This window comes from Microbacterium paraoxydans (genome assembly GCF_018224615.1).
In the GTDB taxonomy this organism is placed as follows: Bacteria; Actinomycetota; Actinomycetes; order Actinomycetales; family Microbacteriaceae; genus Microbacterium; species Microbacterium paraoxydans_B.
In genome coordinates this window covers 14,832-29,698 of record NZ_JAGTUK010000005.1, presented here as the reverse complement: position 1 = coordinate 29,698, position 14,867 = coordinate 14,832, and the positions used below count along the sequence as shown (strand labels likewise).

Here is a 14,867-nt window from a genome sequence, read left to right as displayed (position 1 = left end):
TGGAGGATGACCGGATGCCGCACCGCTCCGTGACCGTGGATGAGCGTCTCCTCCGCCACATGGCGAGGGACGCCGCGATCTACACCTTGACCCGGCCCGTGGCGATCGTGATGTGGGTGGCGCTGGCCGCCGCGCTGGTGATCGGCGTGCTCAACCTCACCGCCACCTCTCGCGCCGGACAGGAGGTGTCCGCCATCGTGGCCTTCACCCCGGCGGTCGCGGTCGCCCTCGGGCTCTACGCGGTGGTGCTCTCGGTCTCCAGTGCACGTCGGGCCGTGCGAGCCGCGATGCCCGTGGAGAGCGTGGTGTGGGTGGCGCTCGAGGAGGATCGGCTGCAGCTGGGCAGTGACCGGCGGCGCTCCGAGATCCCCTATTCGACGTTCCAGCACGTGCGGGTGGGCCGCGACGCCGTGCTGCTCAAGGTGCGCGACGCCTCGGTCGCGACCGCGATTCCCCGCGTGCTGCTGAGCGACGACGACATCGCTCGACTGCGGTCCCGCGTCTCCTGAGCCGCCCGGCTCAGGTGGCCTCGGAGTCGAACGGAGGACGGTTCGTGCCGTCGAACACCGGCGGCGCGGTGCGCGGAGCGACGGGTTCCGCGATCGTCGCGGTCGCGACGGCCGGCGTGGTCGGCTGCGGCTCCTCGAACAGGGCGTCGCGGATGATGCGCCGCGGGTCGTACTGCCGCGGGTCGAGCTTGCGCCAGTCGACGTCGTCGAGCTCCGGCCCCATCTCCTCGCGCATGCGGGACTTGGTGTCGCGCAGGTACTCGCCGGCCTTGCGCACGAGGCGCGCGAAGCTCTCGGCCGCACGGGGAAGACGCTCGGGCCCGATGATCAGCACAGCGATGAGGCCGATCAGCAGCAGCTTCTCGAAGGTCAGACCGAACGTCATGTGACCAGGCTACCGCCGCGCCTGCGATGTCTGCGCGCAGACAGCCCATACGCTGGAGGCATCACCCATGCAGGCAGGGAGAGGCAGGCCATGAGCGAGCACGACGCCAACGCGCGCTTCCTTCGCGAATCCATCGTCGAACCGGATTCCCTGGCCAGAGCGCGGGCCCACGCGGTCGAGCTCGGCGCCGCGCCGGTCAGCGCCGCCGTCGGATCCCAGATCGCGGTACTCGCCGCCGCCGCGGGCGCGCGATCCATCGTCGAGATCGGCACCGGTGCCGGTGTCTCCGGGCTCTGGCTGCTGCGCGGCGCGCCCCAGGCCGTGCTGACCACGATCGATAACGAGCCGGAGCACCTCGCCGCCGCACGTCAGGCGTTCGCGGACGCCAGGGTCCCCTCCACGCGGGCCCGCCTCATCACGGGTCGCGCGAGCGATGTGCTCCCGCGCATGAACGAGTCCTCGTATGACATCGTCCTGGTGGACGCCGACCCGGAGAACGTCATCGAATACGTCGAGCACGGACTTCGCCTGGCCCGGATCGGCGGCCTCGTGCTGGTGCCGCGCGTGCTCGCCGGCGGGCGCGTGGCCGATCCCGTGCAACGCGACGACATCACGTCCGCCTACCGTTCACTGGTGCAGGCGACACAGGAATCCTCGGCGGTCCTGGCGACCGTGTCGCCGGCCGGAGAGGGCCTCCTTCAGCTGGTGCGCCTCGACGACCACGACTGACCGAGGACGCGAGGAGACAGCGAAGAGGGCGATGGATCCGCGGATCCATCGCCCTCTCGGTTCCGCGCGAGCGGATCCGGTTCGATCAGGCCGGCGTCACGACGGCACCCAGCACGTCGTGGAGCTCCTTCGCTTCGGCGTCGTTCACGGAGACGACCAGGCGGCCGCCGCCCTCGAGCGGAACGCGCACGATGATGAGTCGTCCTTCTTTCACGGCCTCCATCGGTCCGTCTCCGGTCCTCGGCTTCATCGCTGCCATCGTGGCTCCCTTTCCTCCGGTGGTATGGAACGAGTTTATCGGGTGACACCGCGCGGTGGACGTCACGCGTGCACAATCCCGATTCCCGGCGCGATCAGGGCACCTGCCAGAACGTGCTTCCCAGCGCATACACGTGGTAGATCCACACCCACTGCCCGAGCAGGCACAGCACCAGGACGGTGAGGCGCCACAGGCGCGAGCGCGGCACGGCGACCGCCCCCCAGGCCGGGCTGAGCGGCAGCAGCAGCCGGAAGGTGCTCGACTGGGGGAAGAACACCGCCAGCAGATACAGCAGGTAGCTCGCGCTCCACAGGCGCAGGTCCGCGCCGAGTGCTCGCACCTGCGGCACGAACAGCAGCGCAAGGCCCGCGCCCACCGCGATGAGCACGAGGGCGACCGGGCCCCACTGCGCGGGAAGACCCCACAGCGAGAACCAGAACTGCGACGCCTGCACCCACCCCTCGAACGGGACGAAGCCGTCGACCCCGCCGGCGATCCAGTGCCGCCGCCAGGCGAGCTCCGTCGCGAGGTACGCCCCGGGGTCGCCCGTGACGACGGCGGCGATCAGCTGCCAGGCGAAGCCCGTCGCCGTGGCGAGCGCACCGACGGCGACGATGTGCACGATCTCGCGTGCGGCGAGCGGATCGTCGCGGCGGTGGACCCAGCGGAGGATGCCGTGCAGGCCGAGGTACAGCGCGAAGGCGAGCACTCCGGGACGCGTGAAGCCCATCACGGGGACGAGCACGTACAGCCAGACGTACTGACGGCGGACGGTCGCATCCAGAGCGAGGAACAGGAGCAGCAGGAACAGTGTCTCGGCGTAGCCCACCTGGAACATCGCGGCGAGGGGCCCCGAGGCGAAGAACACGACTGCCCACAGCGCCGCCCCGCTCCCGATGCGATCGCGCAGCAGGCGATGCAGCGCGAGGCACGCGAGATACCCGGCGACCACGGACAGAACGAACGCACCCGCTCCCCAGGAACCGAGGAGGAACCCGAGGGCCTTCGCTGCGTATGCGAACACCGGCATGAACGCCCACGCGTTCTCCGCCACCTCACCCGAGTCGGTCAGGGGCAGCTCGGTCGGGTACCCGTGCACGGCGACCTGCCAGTACCACTGCGCATCCCAGCCGAGCACGAAGTCGATCAGGCCTGCGTCGTCGCCGAAACGCGAGAACACGGTCGACAGCGACGCCGCCGCGATCAGGAAACCCGTGGTGACGAGCCGCGCCCCGAGGTAGATCAGGCCGATGCGCAGCGGGAGGGGGAGCCGCGCCCAGCGTCGGGCGGTGCTCAGCGCGAGGTGAGCCATGCCCGCAGGCCTCGCTCGACCGCCTCGATCTGCGCGAGCGGCACCCGCTCCTCGTCGTGATGGGCGAGGTGGGGGTCGCCGGGGCCGTAGTTCACCGCGGGGATGCCCAGCGCCGAGAAGCGCGCGACGTCGGTCCAGCCGTACTTCGGCCGCGGTTCTGCGCCGACCGCCGCCACGAAGTCCCGCGCGATCTCGGCATCGAGCCCGGGGCGGGCGCCCTCGGCCGCATCCGTGATCTCCACGTCGAACCCGGCGAGCACCGCGCGCACGTGGGCTTCGGCGTCGGCGGCGGACTTGCTCGGCGCGAAGCGATAGTTCACCTCGACCTCGCACGCGTCGGGGATGACGTTGCCCGCAACCCCACCCGCGATGCGGACGGCACTCAGGCTCTCGCGGTACACCAGCCCCTCGACCGGCACCTCGCGCGCGCGGTACTCGGCCAGTCGTGCCAGGATCGGCGCGGCGCGATGGATGGCGTTCTCGCCGATCCACGCGCGGGCGCTGTGGGCGCGGACGCCCGAGGTGCGCACGATCGCGCGCAGCGTGCCGTTGCAGCCGCCCTCGACCTCGCCGTTCGATGGCTCGCCGAGGATCGCGAAGTCGGCCTGGAGCAGGTCGGGGCGCGCCGCCGCCAGCAGCGCAAGCCCGTTCTTGGTGGCCTCGACCTCTTCGTTGTCGTACCACATCCACGTGATGTCGACCGCGGGATCGGTGAGCTCGGCCGCGAGCTTGAGCTGCACGGCGGTGCCCGCCTTCATGTCGACCGTGCCGCGACCCCACAGGTACGGCTCGCCGTCGATCTCGATGTCGCGCGTGGGGAGATTGTCGTTCACGGGCACGGTGTCGATGTGGCCCGCGATCGCCACGCGACGGTCACGACCGCCGTCGGTGCGGGCGACGATCGTGTTCCCGTGCCGGATCACCTCGAGGTGCGCGAGGGGTGCGACGGCCTCCTCGATCGCGTCGGCCAGCGTCTTCTCCTCGCCGGACACGCTCGGGATGTCGCAGATCGCGCGGGTGAGGGCAACGGAGGACGCGGTCAGATCGAGCACCATGGCCCCAGCCTACCGACCGGTGTCATGCGGACGGAGGCGCGTCCTTGCGCGCGCTACCGTGGAGGTATGAGTGACGCGCGAACTGTGTGGGGCATCGGACTGACCACGACCGCCGGCGACGGCACCGTCCTGGACGCGTGGTTCCCCGAGGTGCGCACCGCCGCTCCCTCGGCCGAGGAGACCGCGACCGCCGTCGAGGCGCTGGCCCCGCTCGGCGGACCGGACGAGCGCCGCAACGTCACGGTGGAGGTGGTGCAGCTGTCGATCGACCTCGATGCCGCTCCGGCCTCCACCGCGGACGCCTACCTGCGCCTGCACGCGCTGTCGCACCTGGTGGTGCGCCCGAACGAACTGAACCTCGACGGCATCTTCGCGCATCTGCCGAACGTCGCGTGGACCACCGCAGGGCCCGTGCTTCCGGCGGACGCCGCCCGCCTGCGTCCGCAGCTCCAGCGCGCGGGCATCCAGGTGCAGAGCCTCGACAAGTTCCCGCGGTTGACCGACTACGTGCAGCCCGCGGGTGTACGCATCGCCGACGCCTCCCGCGTCCGTCTCGGCGCTCACCTCTCCCCCGGCACCACCGTGATGCACGAGGGCTTCGTGAACTTCAACGCCGGCACCCTCGGCGCCTCGATGGTGGAGGGTCGCATCTCCCAGGGCGTGGTCGTGGGCGACGGCAGCGACATCGGCGGAGGTGCGTCCATCATGGGCACGCTTTCCGGCGGCGGCACGCACCGCGTCTCGATCGGGTCCCGCACGCTGCTCGGCGCCAACGCGGGCATCGGAATCTCGCTCGGCGACGACTGCGTGGTCGAGGCGGGGCTCTACGTCACGGCGGGCACCAAGATCGTGCTGGCCGACGGTCCGGTCACCCCCGACGGGGGCCGCACGACCGTGAAGGGCGCGGAGCTGTCCGGCCAGAACGGCATCCTGTTCCGCCGCAACTCCCTCTCGGGCGCGGTCGAGGCCGTGCGCCGCGCGGGCGTCGGCGTGACGCTGAACGACGCGCTGCACGTCTGACACGGGGCTTGCAGCCTCCGGCACGCCCCCGCTGGTAGACTGGGGTCGCTGCTCTCGCCGCCGGCCGGACAGCATCGTCGTCGTCTAGGGGTCTCCGAGGACCGAAGCGAGCGCAACGCGCTCCCATCACCAGCCCGAACTGGCTATACGCACGGCGAACGGACGCGCGATCCGCCGCGTCCTCGCCCACCTCACCCCACTACCGCGCCCTGTCGGGCGCTGACGGAGCTTTCTGCATGCCTTCCTTCCTCGATCTCGGCGTTCCCGCCGAGCTCGCCGCCGTTCTCGCCGCCTCCGGCAAGACCGAGGCGTTCGCCATCCAGCGCGACACCCTTCCCGACTCGCTCGCCGGCCGTGACCTCCTGGGTCGCGGACGCACCGGCAGCGGCAAGACCATCGCGTTCGCCCTGCCCCTCGTGGCGCGGCTCGCGGCCTCCGGCACCAAGCGGCGCGCGGGACTCCCCCGCGGCCTTGTGCTGGCGCCGACCCGTGAGCTCGCGACGCAGATCGCCGCCACGGTCGCTCCCCTCGCCGAGGCCGTCGGCCTCAGCGTCACGACCGTGTTCGGCGGTGTCAGCCAGCGACCGCAGGAGAAGGCGCTGCAGGGCGGCGTCGACATCGTGGTGGCCTGCCCCGGACGCCTCGAAGACCTCATGAAGCAGCAGATCGTGCGCCTGAGCGCGGTCGAGGTCGCGGTGCTCGACGAAGCCGACCACATGGCCGACCTCGGCTTCCTTCCCGGCGTCACGCGCATCCTCTCGGCGACCCCGGCCGGCGGTCAGCGGCTGCTGTTCAGTGCCACGCTCGATCGCGGCATCGACACCCTGGCCCGCCGGTTCCTGTCGAACCCGGTGAGCCACGAGGTCGACGAGGCGAGCGTTCCCGTGGGCGAGATGACCCACCGCGTGCTGGTGGTCGACTCCACGGAGAACAAGACGGTGCTCGTGCGTGACCTGGCGTCCGGCACCGGCCGTCGCATCCTGTTCACGCGGACGAAGCACCAGGCCAAGAAGCTCGCGAAGCAGCTCACGGCCGCCGGCATCCCCGCGGTCGACCTGCACGGCAACCTGTCGCAGAACGCCCGCGAGCGCAACCTCGGCGCGTTCTCGACCGCGCCGGAGGAGGGCGGCGTGCGCGTGCTCGTGGCGACCGATGTCGCGGCACGTGGCGTGCACGTCGACAACGTCGATCTCGTGGTGCACGTCGACCCGCCCGTCGAGCACAAGGCCTACCTTCACCGCTCGGGCCGCACCGCTCGCGCCGGTGCCGCCGGCACCGTGGTCACGGTCGTGCTCCCCGAGCAGCGTCGTGACGTGAAGGACCTGCTGCGCAAGGCAGCGATCTCGGCTCCGCTCGAGGACGTCACGCCCGCCGCGGTGACCGAGCTCGTGCCCGAGCGTGCGCCGCACGTGCGCCCCGCGCCCGTGCAGCAGCAGTCGACTCAGCGCCCGTCCGCCAAGCAGCGCCCGGCGGGTGGCGAGCGCAGTGGCGCCGCGACCCCGCCCGCGCGCCGTCGGCGTCGCCGTTCCGGCGGCCAGGGCGGTGGCCAGGGCACCAGCTACTCCACGCAGACCGGCGGCGGCTCCCGACAGGGCGGCCAGTCCCGTCAGGGCGGTGGACGCGGCTCGCAGGGCCGCTGACCCCGCCAGACCGACGAACGGTGCCCCTCCGCTCCTGGGGGGGCACCGTTCTGCGTATGCGTCGAGGCTTCCCTCGAACGACGACGCGCTCCCTCCGGTACGGCGGAGGGAGCGCGTCGTGGCCGTGTCGTCAGCGGGTCGGGAACGACCGCTCGGGCGACCCCGTGTACAGCTGCTGGGGGCGGCCGATCTTCGTCTGCGGGTCGAGCTGCAGCTCGCGCCACTGGGCGAGCCAGCCCGGGAGCCGTCCGATCGCGAACAGCACCGTGAACATGCGCGTCGGGAAACCCATCGCCTTGTAGATCACACCGGTGTAGAAGTCGACGTTCGGGTAGAGGCGACGCTCACGGAAGTAGTCATCGGCGAGCGCCAGCTCCTCGAGCTCCTTCGCGAGGTCGAGCAGCGGGTCGGTCACGCCCAGCGAGGCGAGCACCTCATCGGCCGCGTCCTTGACGAGCTTGGCGCGCGGGTCGTAGTTCTTGTAGACCCGGTGCCCGAAGCCCATCAGCTTCACGCCCTCTTCCTTGTTCTTCACCCGCTCTACGAACCGCGCGACGCTCTGACCCGAGTCGCGAATCTGGCCGAGCATCGTCAGCACGGCCTCGTTCGCACCGCCGTGCAGCGGGCCCGACAGCGCCTGGATACCGGCGGAGACGGAGGCGAACTGGTTCGCGCCCGTCGACCCGACCAGGCGGACCGTGGACGTGGAGGCGTTCTGCTCGTGGTCTTCGTGGAGGATGAGGAGCAGTTCCAGCGCCTTCGCCATGACCGGGTTGATCTCATACGGCTCGGAGTTGACGCCGAAGTTGAGCTTGAGGAAGTTCTCCACGAAGCCGAGCGAGTTGTCGGGGTACAGGAACGCCTGCCCGACGCTCTTCTTGTGCGCGTACGCCGCGATGACCGGGAGCTTGGCGAGCATGCGGATCATGTTGAGCTCGACGTGCTCGGGGTTGTGCGGGTCGGTCTGACCCTCGTAGTAGGTCGACAGCGCGGCGACCGCGGAGGACAGCACCGACATGGGGTGTGCGGTGTGCGGCAGAGCCGAGAAGAAGCGCTTGAGGTCTTCGTGCAGCAGCGTGTGGCGGCGGATCTTCTCGTCGAACTCCGCCAGCTCCGACGCCGACGGCAGCTCCCCGTAGATGAGCAGCCAGGCGACCTCGAGGTAGCTGGTGCTGCCGGCGAGCTGCTCGATCGGGTAGCCGCGGTAACGCAGGATCCCCTTGTCGCCGTCGATGAACGTGATCTCCGACTTGGTGGAGGCGGTGTTCACGAAGCCGTAGTCGAGTCCGGTGTAGCCGGTCTGCCGGGTGAGCGTCGAGAAATCGATGCTGTCGTGGCCGGCCGTCCCGCGCACCACGGGGAACTCGGCGGTGGTGTCACCGATCGTCAGCTTCGCCGTCTGGTCTGCTGCAGCGCTCACGCGCCCTCCTCCTTTGTCTGACCGCCTGCGCGTCGCGGGGGTGTCAGCACGTTCGTGATCAAGCCGGAAGTGGCGATCTCTCGGGCGCCGAGCGCCTGGTCGGGTGACGACCGAATCGCCTTTACAGCCTAGTAGTCCCACCGGCCTACTGTGACAACCGCCAAACAGATCGCCGGTGTGAGGAGGGAAGCTACAGTTCCGCGCCGTGGAGGCGCCGAGCCGCGGCGGCCACCCGCTCGGTCGGCGCCGTCAGCGCGAGCCGCACGTGCTGCCCTGCGTCCGCTCCGTAGAACGGACCCGGACCGGCCAGGATGCCGAGGTCGGCGAGCCGCCCCATCGACTCCCACGCGTCACGCCCCTCGGTCGCCCAGAGGTACAGCCCCGCCTCCGAGCCGTCGATGCGGAAGCCCGCCGCCTCCAGCGCAGGACGCAGCGCATCCCGCCGGGTGCGGTACAGCTCCTTCTGCGCGGCCACGTGCTCGTCGTCGCCGAGCGCCACGGCCATCGCGTGCTGCACGGGAGCGGGCGGCATAAGTCCCAGGTGCTTGCGCGCCGTGAGCAGCTCCCCCACGATACGCGCGCAGCCGGCCACGAATGCGGCCCGGTAACCGGCGAGGTTCGACTGCTTGCTCAGGGAGTAGACGCTCAGCAGGTTGGCGCGGCTGCCCTCGGTCACGCGCGGATCCAGCACGGACGGGATCGGCTCGGTCGCCCACGCACCGTCCCAGCCGAGTTCGGCGTAGCACTCGTCGCTCGCGAGCACCGCGCCCAGCTCGCGCGCGCGGCGCACGGCCGCCGCGAGCTCCGGAACAGTCCAGGTGCGGCCGTCCGGGTTGCCCGGCGTGTTGATCCAGATCAGCCTCGTGCCCTCCGGCCAGTCGGCGGGATCGTCGGCCGCGAGCGGCGTGGCCCCCGCGACCCTCGCCCCCACGTCGTAGGTGGGGTAGGCGATGCGCGGGTGCACCACGATGTCGCCCGGTCCGAGACCCAGCAGGGTGGGCAGCAGCCCGACCAGCTCCTTCGAGCCGATCGTGGGCAGCACGTTGTCGATGCGCAGATCCGGCACCCCGCGACGGCGTGCGTACCAGTCGACGATCGCCTCGCGCAGGGCGGGCGTGCCGACGGTCTGCGGGTACGCGTGGGCGTCGGTCGCGTCGGCGAGCGCGCGGCGGATGAGCTCGGGCGTCGGATCGACGGGCGAGCCGACCGAGAGGTCGACCAGTCCGTCGGGGTGCTGCGCGGCGCGCTCACGGAACGGGACGACCGCGTCCCACGGGTAGTCGGCGAGGTCGCGGACGCTCACAGGCGGGCGCCTACTCGCCCTGCGGCGGAAGCGCGGCGATGATCGGGTGGTCGAACGGGTACACGCCGACCTTGGCCGCACCCCCCGGGGAGCCGATCTCGTCGAAGAACTCGACGTTGGCCTTGTAGTAGTCCTGCCACTCGTCGGGCAGGTCGTCTTCGTAGTAGATGGCCTCGACGGGACACACCGGCTCGCAGGCGCCGCAGTCGACGCACTCGTCGGGGTGGATGTACAACGACCGTTCGCCCTCGTAGATGCAGTCAACGGGGCACTCGTCGATGCAGGCGCGATCCTTGACATCGACGCACGGGAGGGCGATCACATACGTCACCGCTCCAGTCTACGTCGCGCTCGGGCCCCGGTCCTCCGTCGGCGCGCTCGCGGGTCGCGCGGGCGTGCGGGACAGCGACGGCCACGCCACCACGAGCAGCACGATGCCCGCGGCCAGGTAGGTCCAGATGCGGCCGGTCGGCGAGTCCGGCACCACCACGGAACCGCCGGGGCCGACGCCGGAGATCAGCACGAGCATGCCGAGCATGCCGAGCCCCGCGGCGACAGCCGCACCGCGGTCATGAGTGAGCGCCCGCACCGCCACGAGGATCGCGGCACAGGCGATCGCGGCGACGATCAGGCCGATCGGGATCGGCCCCCACATCACGCTGTGCGCAATGGTGCCCGCCACGCCGTAGACGCCACCGACCAGGGCCGCCGCGACCCACGACAGCACCCTCGAGACCCAGTTCACGCGCACCCCTCGATCCTATCCGCGCGACGGACCCGGGTCCCGACGGTCAGTCCGCGAGGCCGAACAGACGCAGCAGCGCGGCCACGAGCGCCGCCGCCACGACCACGACCAGGAACGACTGCCGCAGCCACAGCAATCCCCCGGCCACGAGCAGCGCGGGGACGCGGGCGTCGACCGTGACGGCCTGACCGTCCCCGAGGGTCTGCACGGCCACGAGCGCCGCGAGCAGCGCCACCGTGAGCAGGTCCGAGATGCGAGCGGGGCGCGGCGCCTCGAGCACCTTCGGTGGCACGAGGTAGCCCGCGGCCTTCAGCGCGAGGCAGATCAGCGCGGCCAGGAGGACGGCACTCCACAGGCTCATGCGTCCGCCTCCCGCGTCACGGGGCTCGCCGCGGCGGCGTCGTCACGTCCGAGCCAGTTGAACCATCCGACCGCGATCGCGACCAGCGCGGCGATCAGCACCGGCAGGCCGGGCATGAGGAACGGGGTGAGGGCGGCCGCGACCACCGCGGCGGCGATGCCCACCGCGACGGCCTGGCGCTGTCGCAGACGCGGCCACAGCAGCGCGAGGAAGGCCGCCGCGGCCGCCGCGTCGAGCCCCCAGGTCTTCGGGTCGCCCAGCACGTCGCCGACCAGGGCGCCGATCAGGGTCGTGAGGTTCCAGCCGACGAAGATGCCCACGCCGGTGACCCAGAATCCGACACGGCGCAGACGCGGGTCGTTCTGTGCGATGGCGACGGCGGTCGACTCGTCGATCGTGAAGTGTGCGGCCGCGGCACGTCGCCACGGCCCTCCCCCGACGACGGGCGACATGCGCATGCCGTAGGCGACGTTGCGCACGCCCAACAGGGCCGCCGACGCGATCGCGGAGGGAAGAGCGGCCAATCCGCCCGAGGCGAAGACGCCGATGAACGCGAACTGCGATCCACCGGTGAACATCAGCAGGCTCAGTACGCAGGTCTGCCACACGTCGAGGCCGGAAGCCACCGCGAGTGCTCCGAAAGAGATGCCGTAGGCGCTGGTCGCGAGCACGACGCCGAGTGCCTCGCGCCAGACCTCACGCTCCGCGGTCACAGGCGCACCGCATGCAGTGTTCGTTTGAGTGAACGCATGACCATCATTCTGAACACGCGCGAGAGGATAGTCAAGCGAACGATCGTTTGACATGATGAACGGATGGAGGATCTCCGCACCCGCCTCGCCCGCGCGCTCCGACGCGAGCGCGAGGCCGCGAACCTATCGGTGTCCGAGCTCGCGCGGCGCGCCGGCGTCTCCAAGGCGACCGTCTCGCAGCTCGAGAGCGGCGCGGGCAACCCCAGCGTCGAGACCCTCTGGGCGCTGGGCGTCGCGCTGGGCGTGCCTTTCGCGGTGCTCGTGGACCAGCAGGCCAACGCGCCCACCCTCATCCGCGCCGATGAGCTCGCCGGGGTGCCCTCGTCCGCCGCGGCCTACAGCGCGACCCTGCTCTCGGCCAGCCCCCCGGGTGCGCGACGCGACGTGTACCTCATCCAGGCCGAACCCGGTGATCCGCGCCGCTCCGACCCGCACCACCCCGGCACGATCGAACACGTGATCCTGATCGCCGGGCAGGCCCGCATCGGGCCGCCCGACGAGCCGGTGGAACTCAACCCCGGCGACTACCTCACCTACGCCGGAGACGTGTCGCACATCTTCGAGGCCACGAAGCCGGGCACGAGCGCCGTGCTCATCTCCGAGCTCCGCTGACGTCACCTCACTCCGCGCCGCCCGACGGCGACGGGTCCGGAATCTCGTGGGGCCGGTACTGCGGCAACCGCGACGCCGGCAGGATCGCGAGCGCGCTCACCGCGGCGAGCAGCAGCAGCCCCAGCTTGAGCGTGTTCAGACGCGCCTGCTCGTTCAAAGCGACCGCCGCGTCCACCTGCTCCGGGGTGGCGTCCGTCCCCTCCAGCACCACGCGCAGGTCGTCGTTGCTGATGAAGTTCACATCGTCCATCGGCACCTGAGCCACCAGCGACGGCGGGAGCTCGGGGTGCTCCACCACCGCGCGACCCACGTTCAGCGCGAGCAGCGACACCAGGAGAGCACCGGCCAGCGCGGTCCCCACGGCCGAGGCGAGGTTCTGGGTCGTGCCGCGCAGCGAGCCCACGTCCCCGGCCAGCTCCGCGGGGGCCGCCGTGACCAGCACGTTGAACACCAGCGTGACCAGCGCGCCCTGCCCGATCCCGAACACGATGAGCCCGGCGATGGTCGGCACGGTCTCCCAGTTGTTCGTCACCACCACCGACAACCACACGAGCGCCGCGGTGGTCAGGATGAAGCCGAAGACGCCGATCGTGCGAGGCGGGTAGCGCTTGTAGAACCGCACGACCAGCGTCGCGGTGAGGAAGACGGTGAGGTTGAACGGCATCATCGCCAGGGACGTGTCGAACGGCGTCCTCCCCTGCACGATCTGGATGTAGAGCGGGATCGTGAAGTTCACGCACGCTTCGAGTGCGACCACGATGAACATCGCGTACACCGCCGCCCGCTCGCGCGACGACCCCAGCACGCTGAGGTCGATCAGCGGGACCTTGCCCTCCTTCATCCGACGCCGTGTCCAGAGGAAGAACGCCTGCCCCAGCACGACGCCGAGCACGATGAACACCGGCGCCGGCGACAGCCCCAGCAGGCTGAACGGGGCCGCGGGCGTCGCAGCCAGAGCACCCCAGCCGTTGAGGTTGTTGAACCCCAGCGTCAGCAGCACGATCGCCGCGCCGATCAGGAGCGAGGCCACCAGGTCGATGCGGATGGAGGCATCACCTCGGTCACCGCGGAGCGTGAAGCTGAGGGCGAAGACCGCGATCGCGATGGCCAGCACGATGAAGAACAGCGGACGCCACCCCACGAGCGTGCCGAGCGTGCCGCCGATCAGGAACGCACTCACGCCCGAGATGGCGCGCGCCGATCCGATCGCCCCGATCGCCGTGGCCTGCTGCGAACCGCGGTAGTTCTCGGCGATCAGCGCCACGATCGACGGCACGATGATCGCCGCGGCCGCCCCCGCCACCGCCTGCCCCGCAATGGCCCACCAGATGCCGGGAGCCGTGAGCATCATGATCGCGGATCCCGCGAACAGCGCGACGACAACGCGGAAGATGAGCACCCACCCCACGCGCTGACCGAGCTTGGCGCCCGTCATCACGAGTGCCGCCACCGCCAGGCCGTACATCACGATGGTGGTGCTCGCGACGGTCGGGGGCACCCCGAACTCACTGACCATGCCACCCAGGGAGATGGGCAGCGCCGCGACGTTGAACGACATCAGCACCTGCGCGAGAAACAGGCTCACCATCGGCAGCCAGGAGGTCTTCACTGGCGCCTGAACCGTCTCTGTCATGACTGCTCCTTCTCCGCCGGGCGGGGATCGCTCCCCGCGGTGTCGACCGCCGCGGGCGCGGAGGCGAACAGATTGAGTCCGAGGGAGCGCGACAGGTGCCCGATCGCCATCTGCGACCGCACCGAGTTGCCCGCCTCGTCCAGGCGCGGCGAGAACCCGGCCGCGGCGCCCTTGCCCGGAGAGACCGCGACGATCCCGCCCGCGACGCCGGACTTCGCCGGGAGACCGATCTCGAACAGCCAGTCACCCGAGTTCTCGTACAGCCCACTCGCCGCGACCACCGCGAGCGTGTCGCGGCACACGTCCGCCGACACGACCCGCTCCCCCGTGACCGGGTTCACGCCGCCGTCGGCGAGCGTCGCCCCCATGACGGCGAGGTCGTGCGCGGTGACGCTGAGCGCGCACTGCCGCGTGTAGACGTCGACGATCTCGTCCGGGTCGCCGTCTAGGCGTCCGTAGCTCTTGAGCAGCCACCCGAGGGCGCGGTTGCGCTCGTTCGATGCCGCCTCGGACGCGTACACCTCGCCGTCGAGGCTCAACGGGCGACCGGCGAACGCCGACAGTCCCTCGCGCACGCGCTCCCACTGCTCGACCGCGGTGGCGCCGGGCATCAGTGCGGTCGTCGCGATGGCCCCGGCGTTGACCATGGGGTTGCGGGGGTGGCCCTCGTTCAGCTCCAGCGCGACGACGGAGTTGAACGCGAGCCCGGTGTTGTTGACGCCCACGATGTCTCGCACACGCTCGTGCCCGTGCTCCTGGATCGCCAGGGCGTAGACGAACATCTTCGAGATCGACTGGATCGAGAAGGGGTGCAGCGCATCGCCTGCGTCATGCACGCCACCACCGACCTCGATGACGGCCAGGCCGAACAGCTCGGGGTCCACCTCGGCGAGCACCGGGATGTAGTCGGCCACGCGGCCCCCTCGCTCGGAGGCGTAGCGCGCGTGGGCCTCGCGGACGATCTCGTCGACGCGCTCCCAGCCGGGCAGCGAGCCGGTCGACACCTCCTGCGGGACGTCGAGCCAAGCCACGGAATCGAGCACCACTCCTCCTCGGATTCGCGACGCTCCCCAGCCGTCAGTGTCACCGTAGCGCTCGACGACCTCCCGGGGTAGTTTCGTGACGGACGATG

Annotated in this window: 17 protein-coding genes; 5 read left to right on the top strand and 12 right to left on the bottom strand. The window is 70.9% G+C overall.

The features are described 5' to 3' along the window. Window positions 1-14: 14 nt before the first annotated feature. On the top strand, window positions 15-509 hold the full coding sequence (locus KE274_RS15720) for a YcxB family protein (protein ID WP_211545452.1): 495 nt from the start codon (window positions 15-17) through the stop codon (window positions 507-509). A gap of 10 nt (window positions 510-519) precedes the next feature. On the opposite strand, the gene KE274_RS15715 is transcribed toward KE274_RS15720, so the two are convergent. Continuing rightward, on the bottom strand, window positions 520-894 hold the full coding sequence (locus tag KE274_RS15715; RefSeq protein ID WP_211545450.1) for a twin-arginine translocase TatA/TatE family subunit: 375 nt from the start codon (window positions 892-894) through the stop codon (window positions 520-522). A gap of 90 nt (window positions 895-984) precedes the next feature. On the opposite strand from KE274_RS15715, the gene KE274_RS15710 reads away from it, so the two are divergent. Beyond that, window positions 985-1,623 (top strand): O-methyltransferase, encoded by a 639-nt coding sequence (locus KE274_RS15710; protein WP_211545448.1) that lies wholly within the window; start codon window positions 985-987, stop codon window positions 1,621-1,623. A gap of 85 nt (window positions 1,624-1,708) precedes the next feature. On the opposite strand, the gene KE274_RS15705 is transcribed toward KE274_RS15710, so the two are convergent. The 3 genes from KE274_RS15705 to dapE all read right to left on the bottom strand — a co-directional run bounded on the left by KE274_RS15705 (window position 1,709) and on the right by dapE (window position 4,249). Next, entirely contained in the window at window positions 1,709-1,882 is a 174-nt protein-coding gene (locus tag KE274_RS15705; RefSeq protein ID WP_136033199.1) for a DUF3117 domain-containing protein, read from the bottom strand. Window positions 1,883-1,976: 94 nt separating this feature from the next. Further along, entirely contained in the window at window positions 1,977-3,194 is a 1,218-nt protein-coding gene (locus KE274_RS15700) for a hypothetical protein (RefSeq protein ID WP_211545446.1), read from the bottom strand. Continuing rightward, window positions 3,176-4,249 carry a succinyl-diaminopimelate desuccinylase gene (gene dapE / locus KE274_RS15695; RefSeq protein WP_211545444.1) on the bottom strand — a complete coding sequence of 358 codons (1,074 nt, stop codon included), beginning with the start codon at window positions 4,247-4,249 and terminating at the stop codon, window positions 3,176-3,178. Before dapE ends, KE274_RS15700 begins: the two co-directional genes overlap by 19 nt. Window positions 4,250-4,315: 66 nt before the next feature. Here dapE and dapD point away from each other — a divergent pair, with 66 nt between their 5' ends. After that, the gene (gene dapD, locus KE274_RS15690; protein ID WP_211545442.1) at window positions 4,316-5,269 is read left to right on the top strand and encodes a 2,3,4,5-tetrahydropyridine-2,6-dicarboxylate N-succinyltransferase; all 954 of its coding nucleotides are present in this window, start codon (window positions 4,316-4,318) and stop codon (window positions 5,267-5,269) included. A gap of 236 nt (window positions 5,270-5,505) precedes the next feature. Further along, window positions 5,506-6,909, top strand: coding sequence for a DEAD/DEAH box helicase (locus KE274_RS15685; protein ID WP_211545440.1), 1,404 nt, complete (start codon window positions 5,506-5,508; stop codon window positions 6,907-6,909). 130 nt (window positions 6,910-7,039) lie between these two features. On the opposite strand, the gene KE274_RS15680 is transcribed toward KE274_RS15685, so the two are convergent. The 6 genes from KE274_RS15680 to KE274_RS15655 all read right to left on the bottom strand — a co-directional run bounded on the left by KE274_RS15680 (window position 7,040) and on the right by KE274_RS15655 (window position 11,451). Continuing rightward, window positions 7,040-8,329 carry a citrate synthase gene (locus KE274_RS15680; protein ID WP_211545438.1) on the bottom strand — a complete coding sequence of 430 codons (1,290 nt, stop codon included), beginning with the start codon at window positions 8,327-8,329 and terminating at the stop codon, window positions 7,040-7,042. A 190-nt stretch (window positions 8,330-8,519) separates the two neighbouring features. Then, window positions 8,520-9,632: a succinyldiaminopimelate transaminase gene (gene dapC, locus KE274_RS15675; RefSeq protein ID WP_211545436.1), complete on the bottom strand. Its 1,113-nt coding sequence runs from the start codon at window positions 9,630-9,632 to the stop codon at window positions 8,520-8,522. 10 nt (window positions 9,633-9,642) lie between these two features. Further along, entirely contained in the window at window positions 9,643-9,963 is a 321-nt protein-coding gene (gene fdxA, locus KE274_RS15670) for a ferredoxin (RefSeq protein WP_017203330.1), read from the bottom strand. A 9-nt stretch (window positions 9,964-9,972) separates the two neighbouring features. Next, a complete protein-coding gene (locus tag KE274_RS15665) occupies window positions 9,973-10,383 on the bottom strand; it encodes a histidinol dehydrogenase (RefSeq protein WP_211545434.1) in 411 nt (136 codons plus the stop codon). 40 nt (window positions 10,384-10,423) lie between these two features. Further along, complete coding sequence (locus KE274_RS15660) at window positions 10,424-10,738, bottom strand: AzlD domain-containing protein (protein ID WP_211545432.1); 315 nt, start codon at window positions 10,736-10,738, stop codon at window positions 10,424-10,426. Next, the gene (locus KE274_RS15655) at window positions 10,735-11,451 is read right to left on the bottom strand and encodes an AzlC family ABC transporter permease (protein WP_211545430.1); all 717 of its coding nucleotides are present in this window, start codon (window positions 11,449-11,451) and stop codon (window positions 10,735-10,737) included. Before KE274_RS15655 ends, KE274_RS15660 begins: the two co-directional genes overlap by 4 nt. A 102-nt stretch (window positions 11,452-11,553) precedes the next feature. On the opposite strand from KE274_RS15655, the gene KE274_RS15650 reads away from it, so the two are divergent. After that, window positions 11,554-12,102 carry a helix-turn-helix domain-containing protein gene (locus KE274_RS15650; protein ID WP_211545428.1) on the top strand — a complete coding sequence of 183 codons (549 nt, stop codon included), beginning with the start codon at window positions 11,554-11,556 and terminating at the stop codon, window positions 12,100-12,102. A gap of 7 nt (window positions 12,103-12,109) precedes the next feature. On the opposite strand, the gene KE274_RS15645 is transcribed toward KE274_RS15650, so the two are convergent. Together KE274_RS15645 and glsA are read right to left on the bottom strand one after the other, a co-directional pair. Then, on the bottom strand, window positions 12,110-13,735 hold the full coding sequence (locus tag KE274_RS15645; RefSeq protein WP_211545426.1) for an MFS transporter: 1,626 nt from the start codon (window positions 13,733-13,735) through the stop codon (window positions 12,110-12,112). Next, window positions 13,732-14,778, bottom strand: a complete 1,047-nt coding sequence (gene glsA, locus KE274_RS15640) for a glutaminase A (RefSeq protein ID WP_211545424.1) — start codon at window positions 14,776-14,778, stop codon at window positions 13,732-13,734. Before glsA ends, KE274_RS15645 begins: the two co-directional genes overlap by 4 nt. Window positions 14,779-14,867: the final 89 nt, after the last annotated feature.

What these genes read in the sequence shown, in the direction of transcription:
- KE274_RS15720 (WP_211545452.1), top strand. Translation starts at nt 15, where the DNA reads ATGCCGCACCGCTCCGTGACCGTGGATGAGCGTCTCCTCCGCCACATG.
- KE274_RS15650 (WP_211545428.1), top strand. Translation starts at nt 11,554, where the DNA reads ATGGAGGATCTCCGCACCCGCCTCGCCCGCGCGCTCCGACGCGAGCGC.
- KE274_RS15700 (WP_211545446.1), bottom strand. Translation starts at nt 3,194, where the DNA reads ATGGCTCACCTCGCGCTGAGCACCGCCCGACGCTGGGCGCGGCTCCCC.
- KE274_RS15710 (WP_211545448.1), top strand. Translation starts at nt 985, where the DNA reads ATGAGCGAGCACGACGCCAACGCGCGCTTCCTTCGCGAATCCATCGTC.
- KE274_RS15715 (WP_211545450.1), bottom strand. Translation starts at nt 894, where the DNA reads ATGACGTTCGGTCTGACCTTCGAGAAGCTGCTGCTGATCGGCCTCATC.
- dapE (WP_211545444.1), bottom strand. Translation starts at nt 4,249, where the DNA reads ATGGTGCTCGATCTGACCGCGTCCTCCGTTGCCCTCACCCGCGCGATC.
- KE274_RS15645 (WP_211545426.1), bottom strand. Translation starts at nt 13,735, where the DNA reads ATGACAGAGACGGTTCAGGCGCCAGTGAAGACCTCCTGGCTGCCGATG.
- KE274_RS15705 (WP_136033199.1), bottom strand. Translation starts at nt 1,882, where the DNA reads ATGGCAGCGATGAAGCCGAGGACCGGAGACGGACCGATGGAGGCCGTG.
- dapD (WP_211545442.1), top strand. Translation starts at nt 4,316, where the DNA reads ATGAGTGACGCGCGAACTGTGTGGGGCATCGGACTGACCACGACCGCC.
- KE274_RS15685 (WP_211545440.1), top strand. Translation starts at nt 5,506, where the DNA reads ATGCCTTCCTTCCTCGATCTCGGCGTTCCCGCCGAGCTCGCCGCCGTT.
- KE274_RS15660 (WP_211545432.1), bottom strand. Translation starts at nt 10,738, where the DNA reads ATGAGCCTGTGGAGTGCCGTCCTCCTGGCCGCGCTGATCTGCCTCGCG.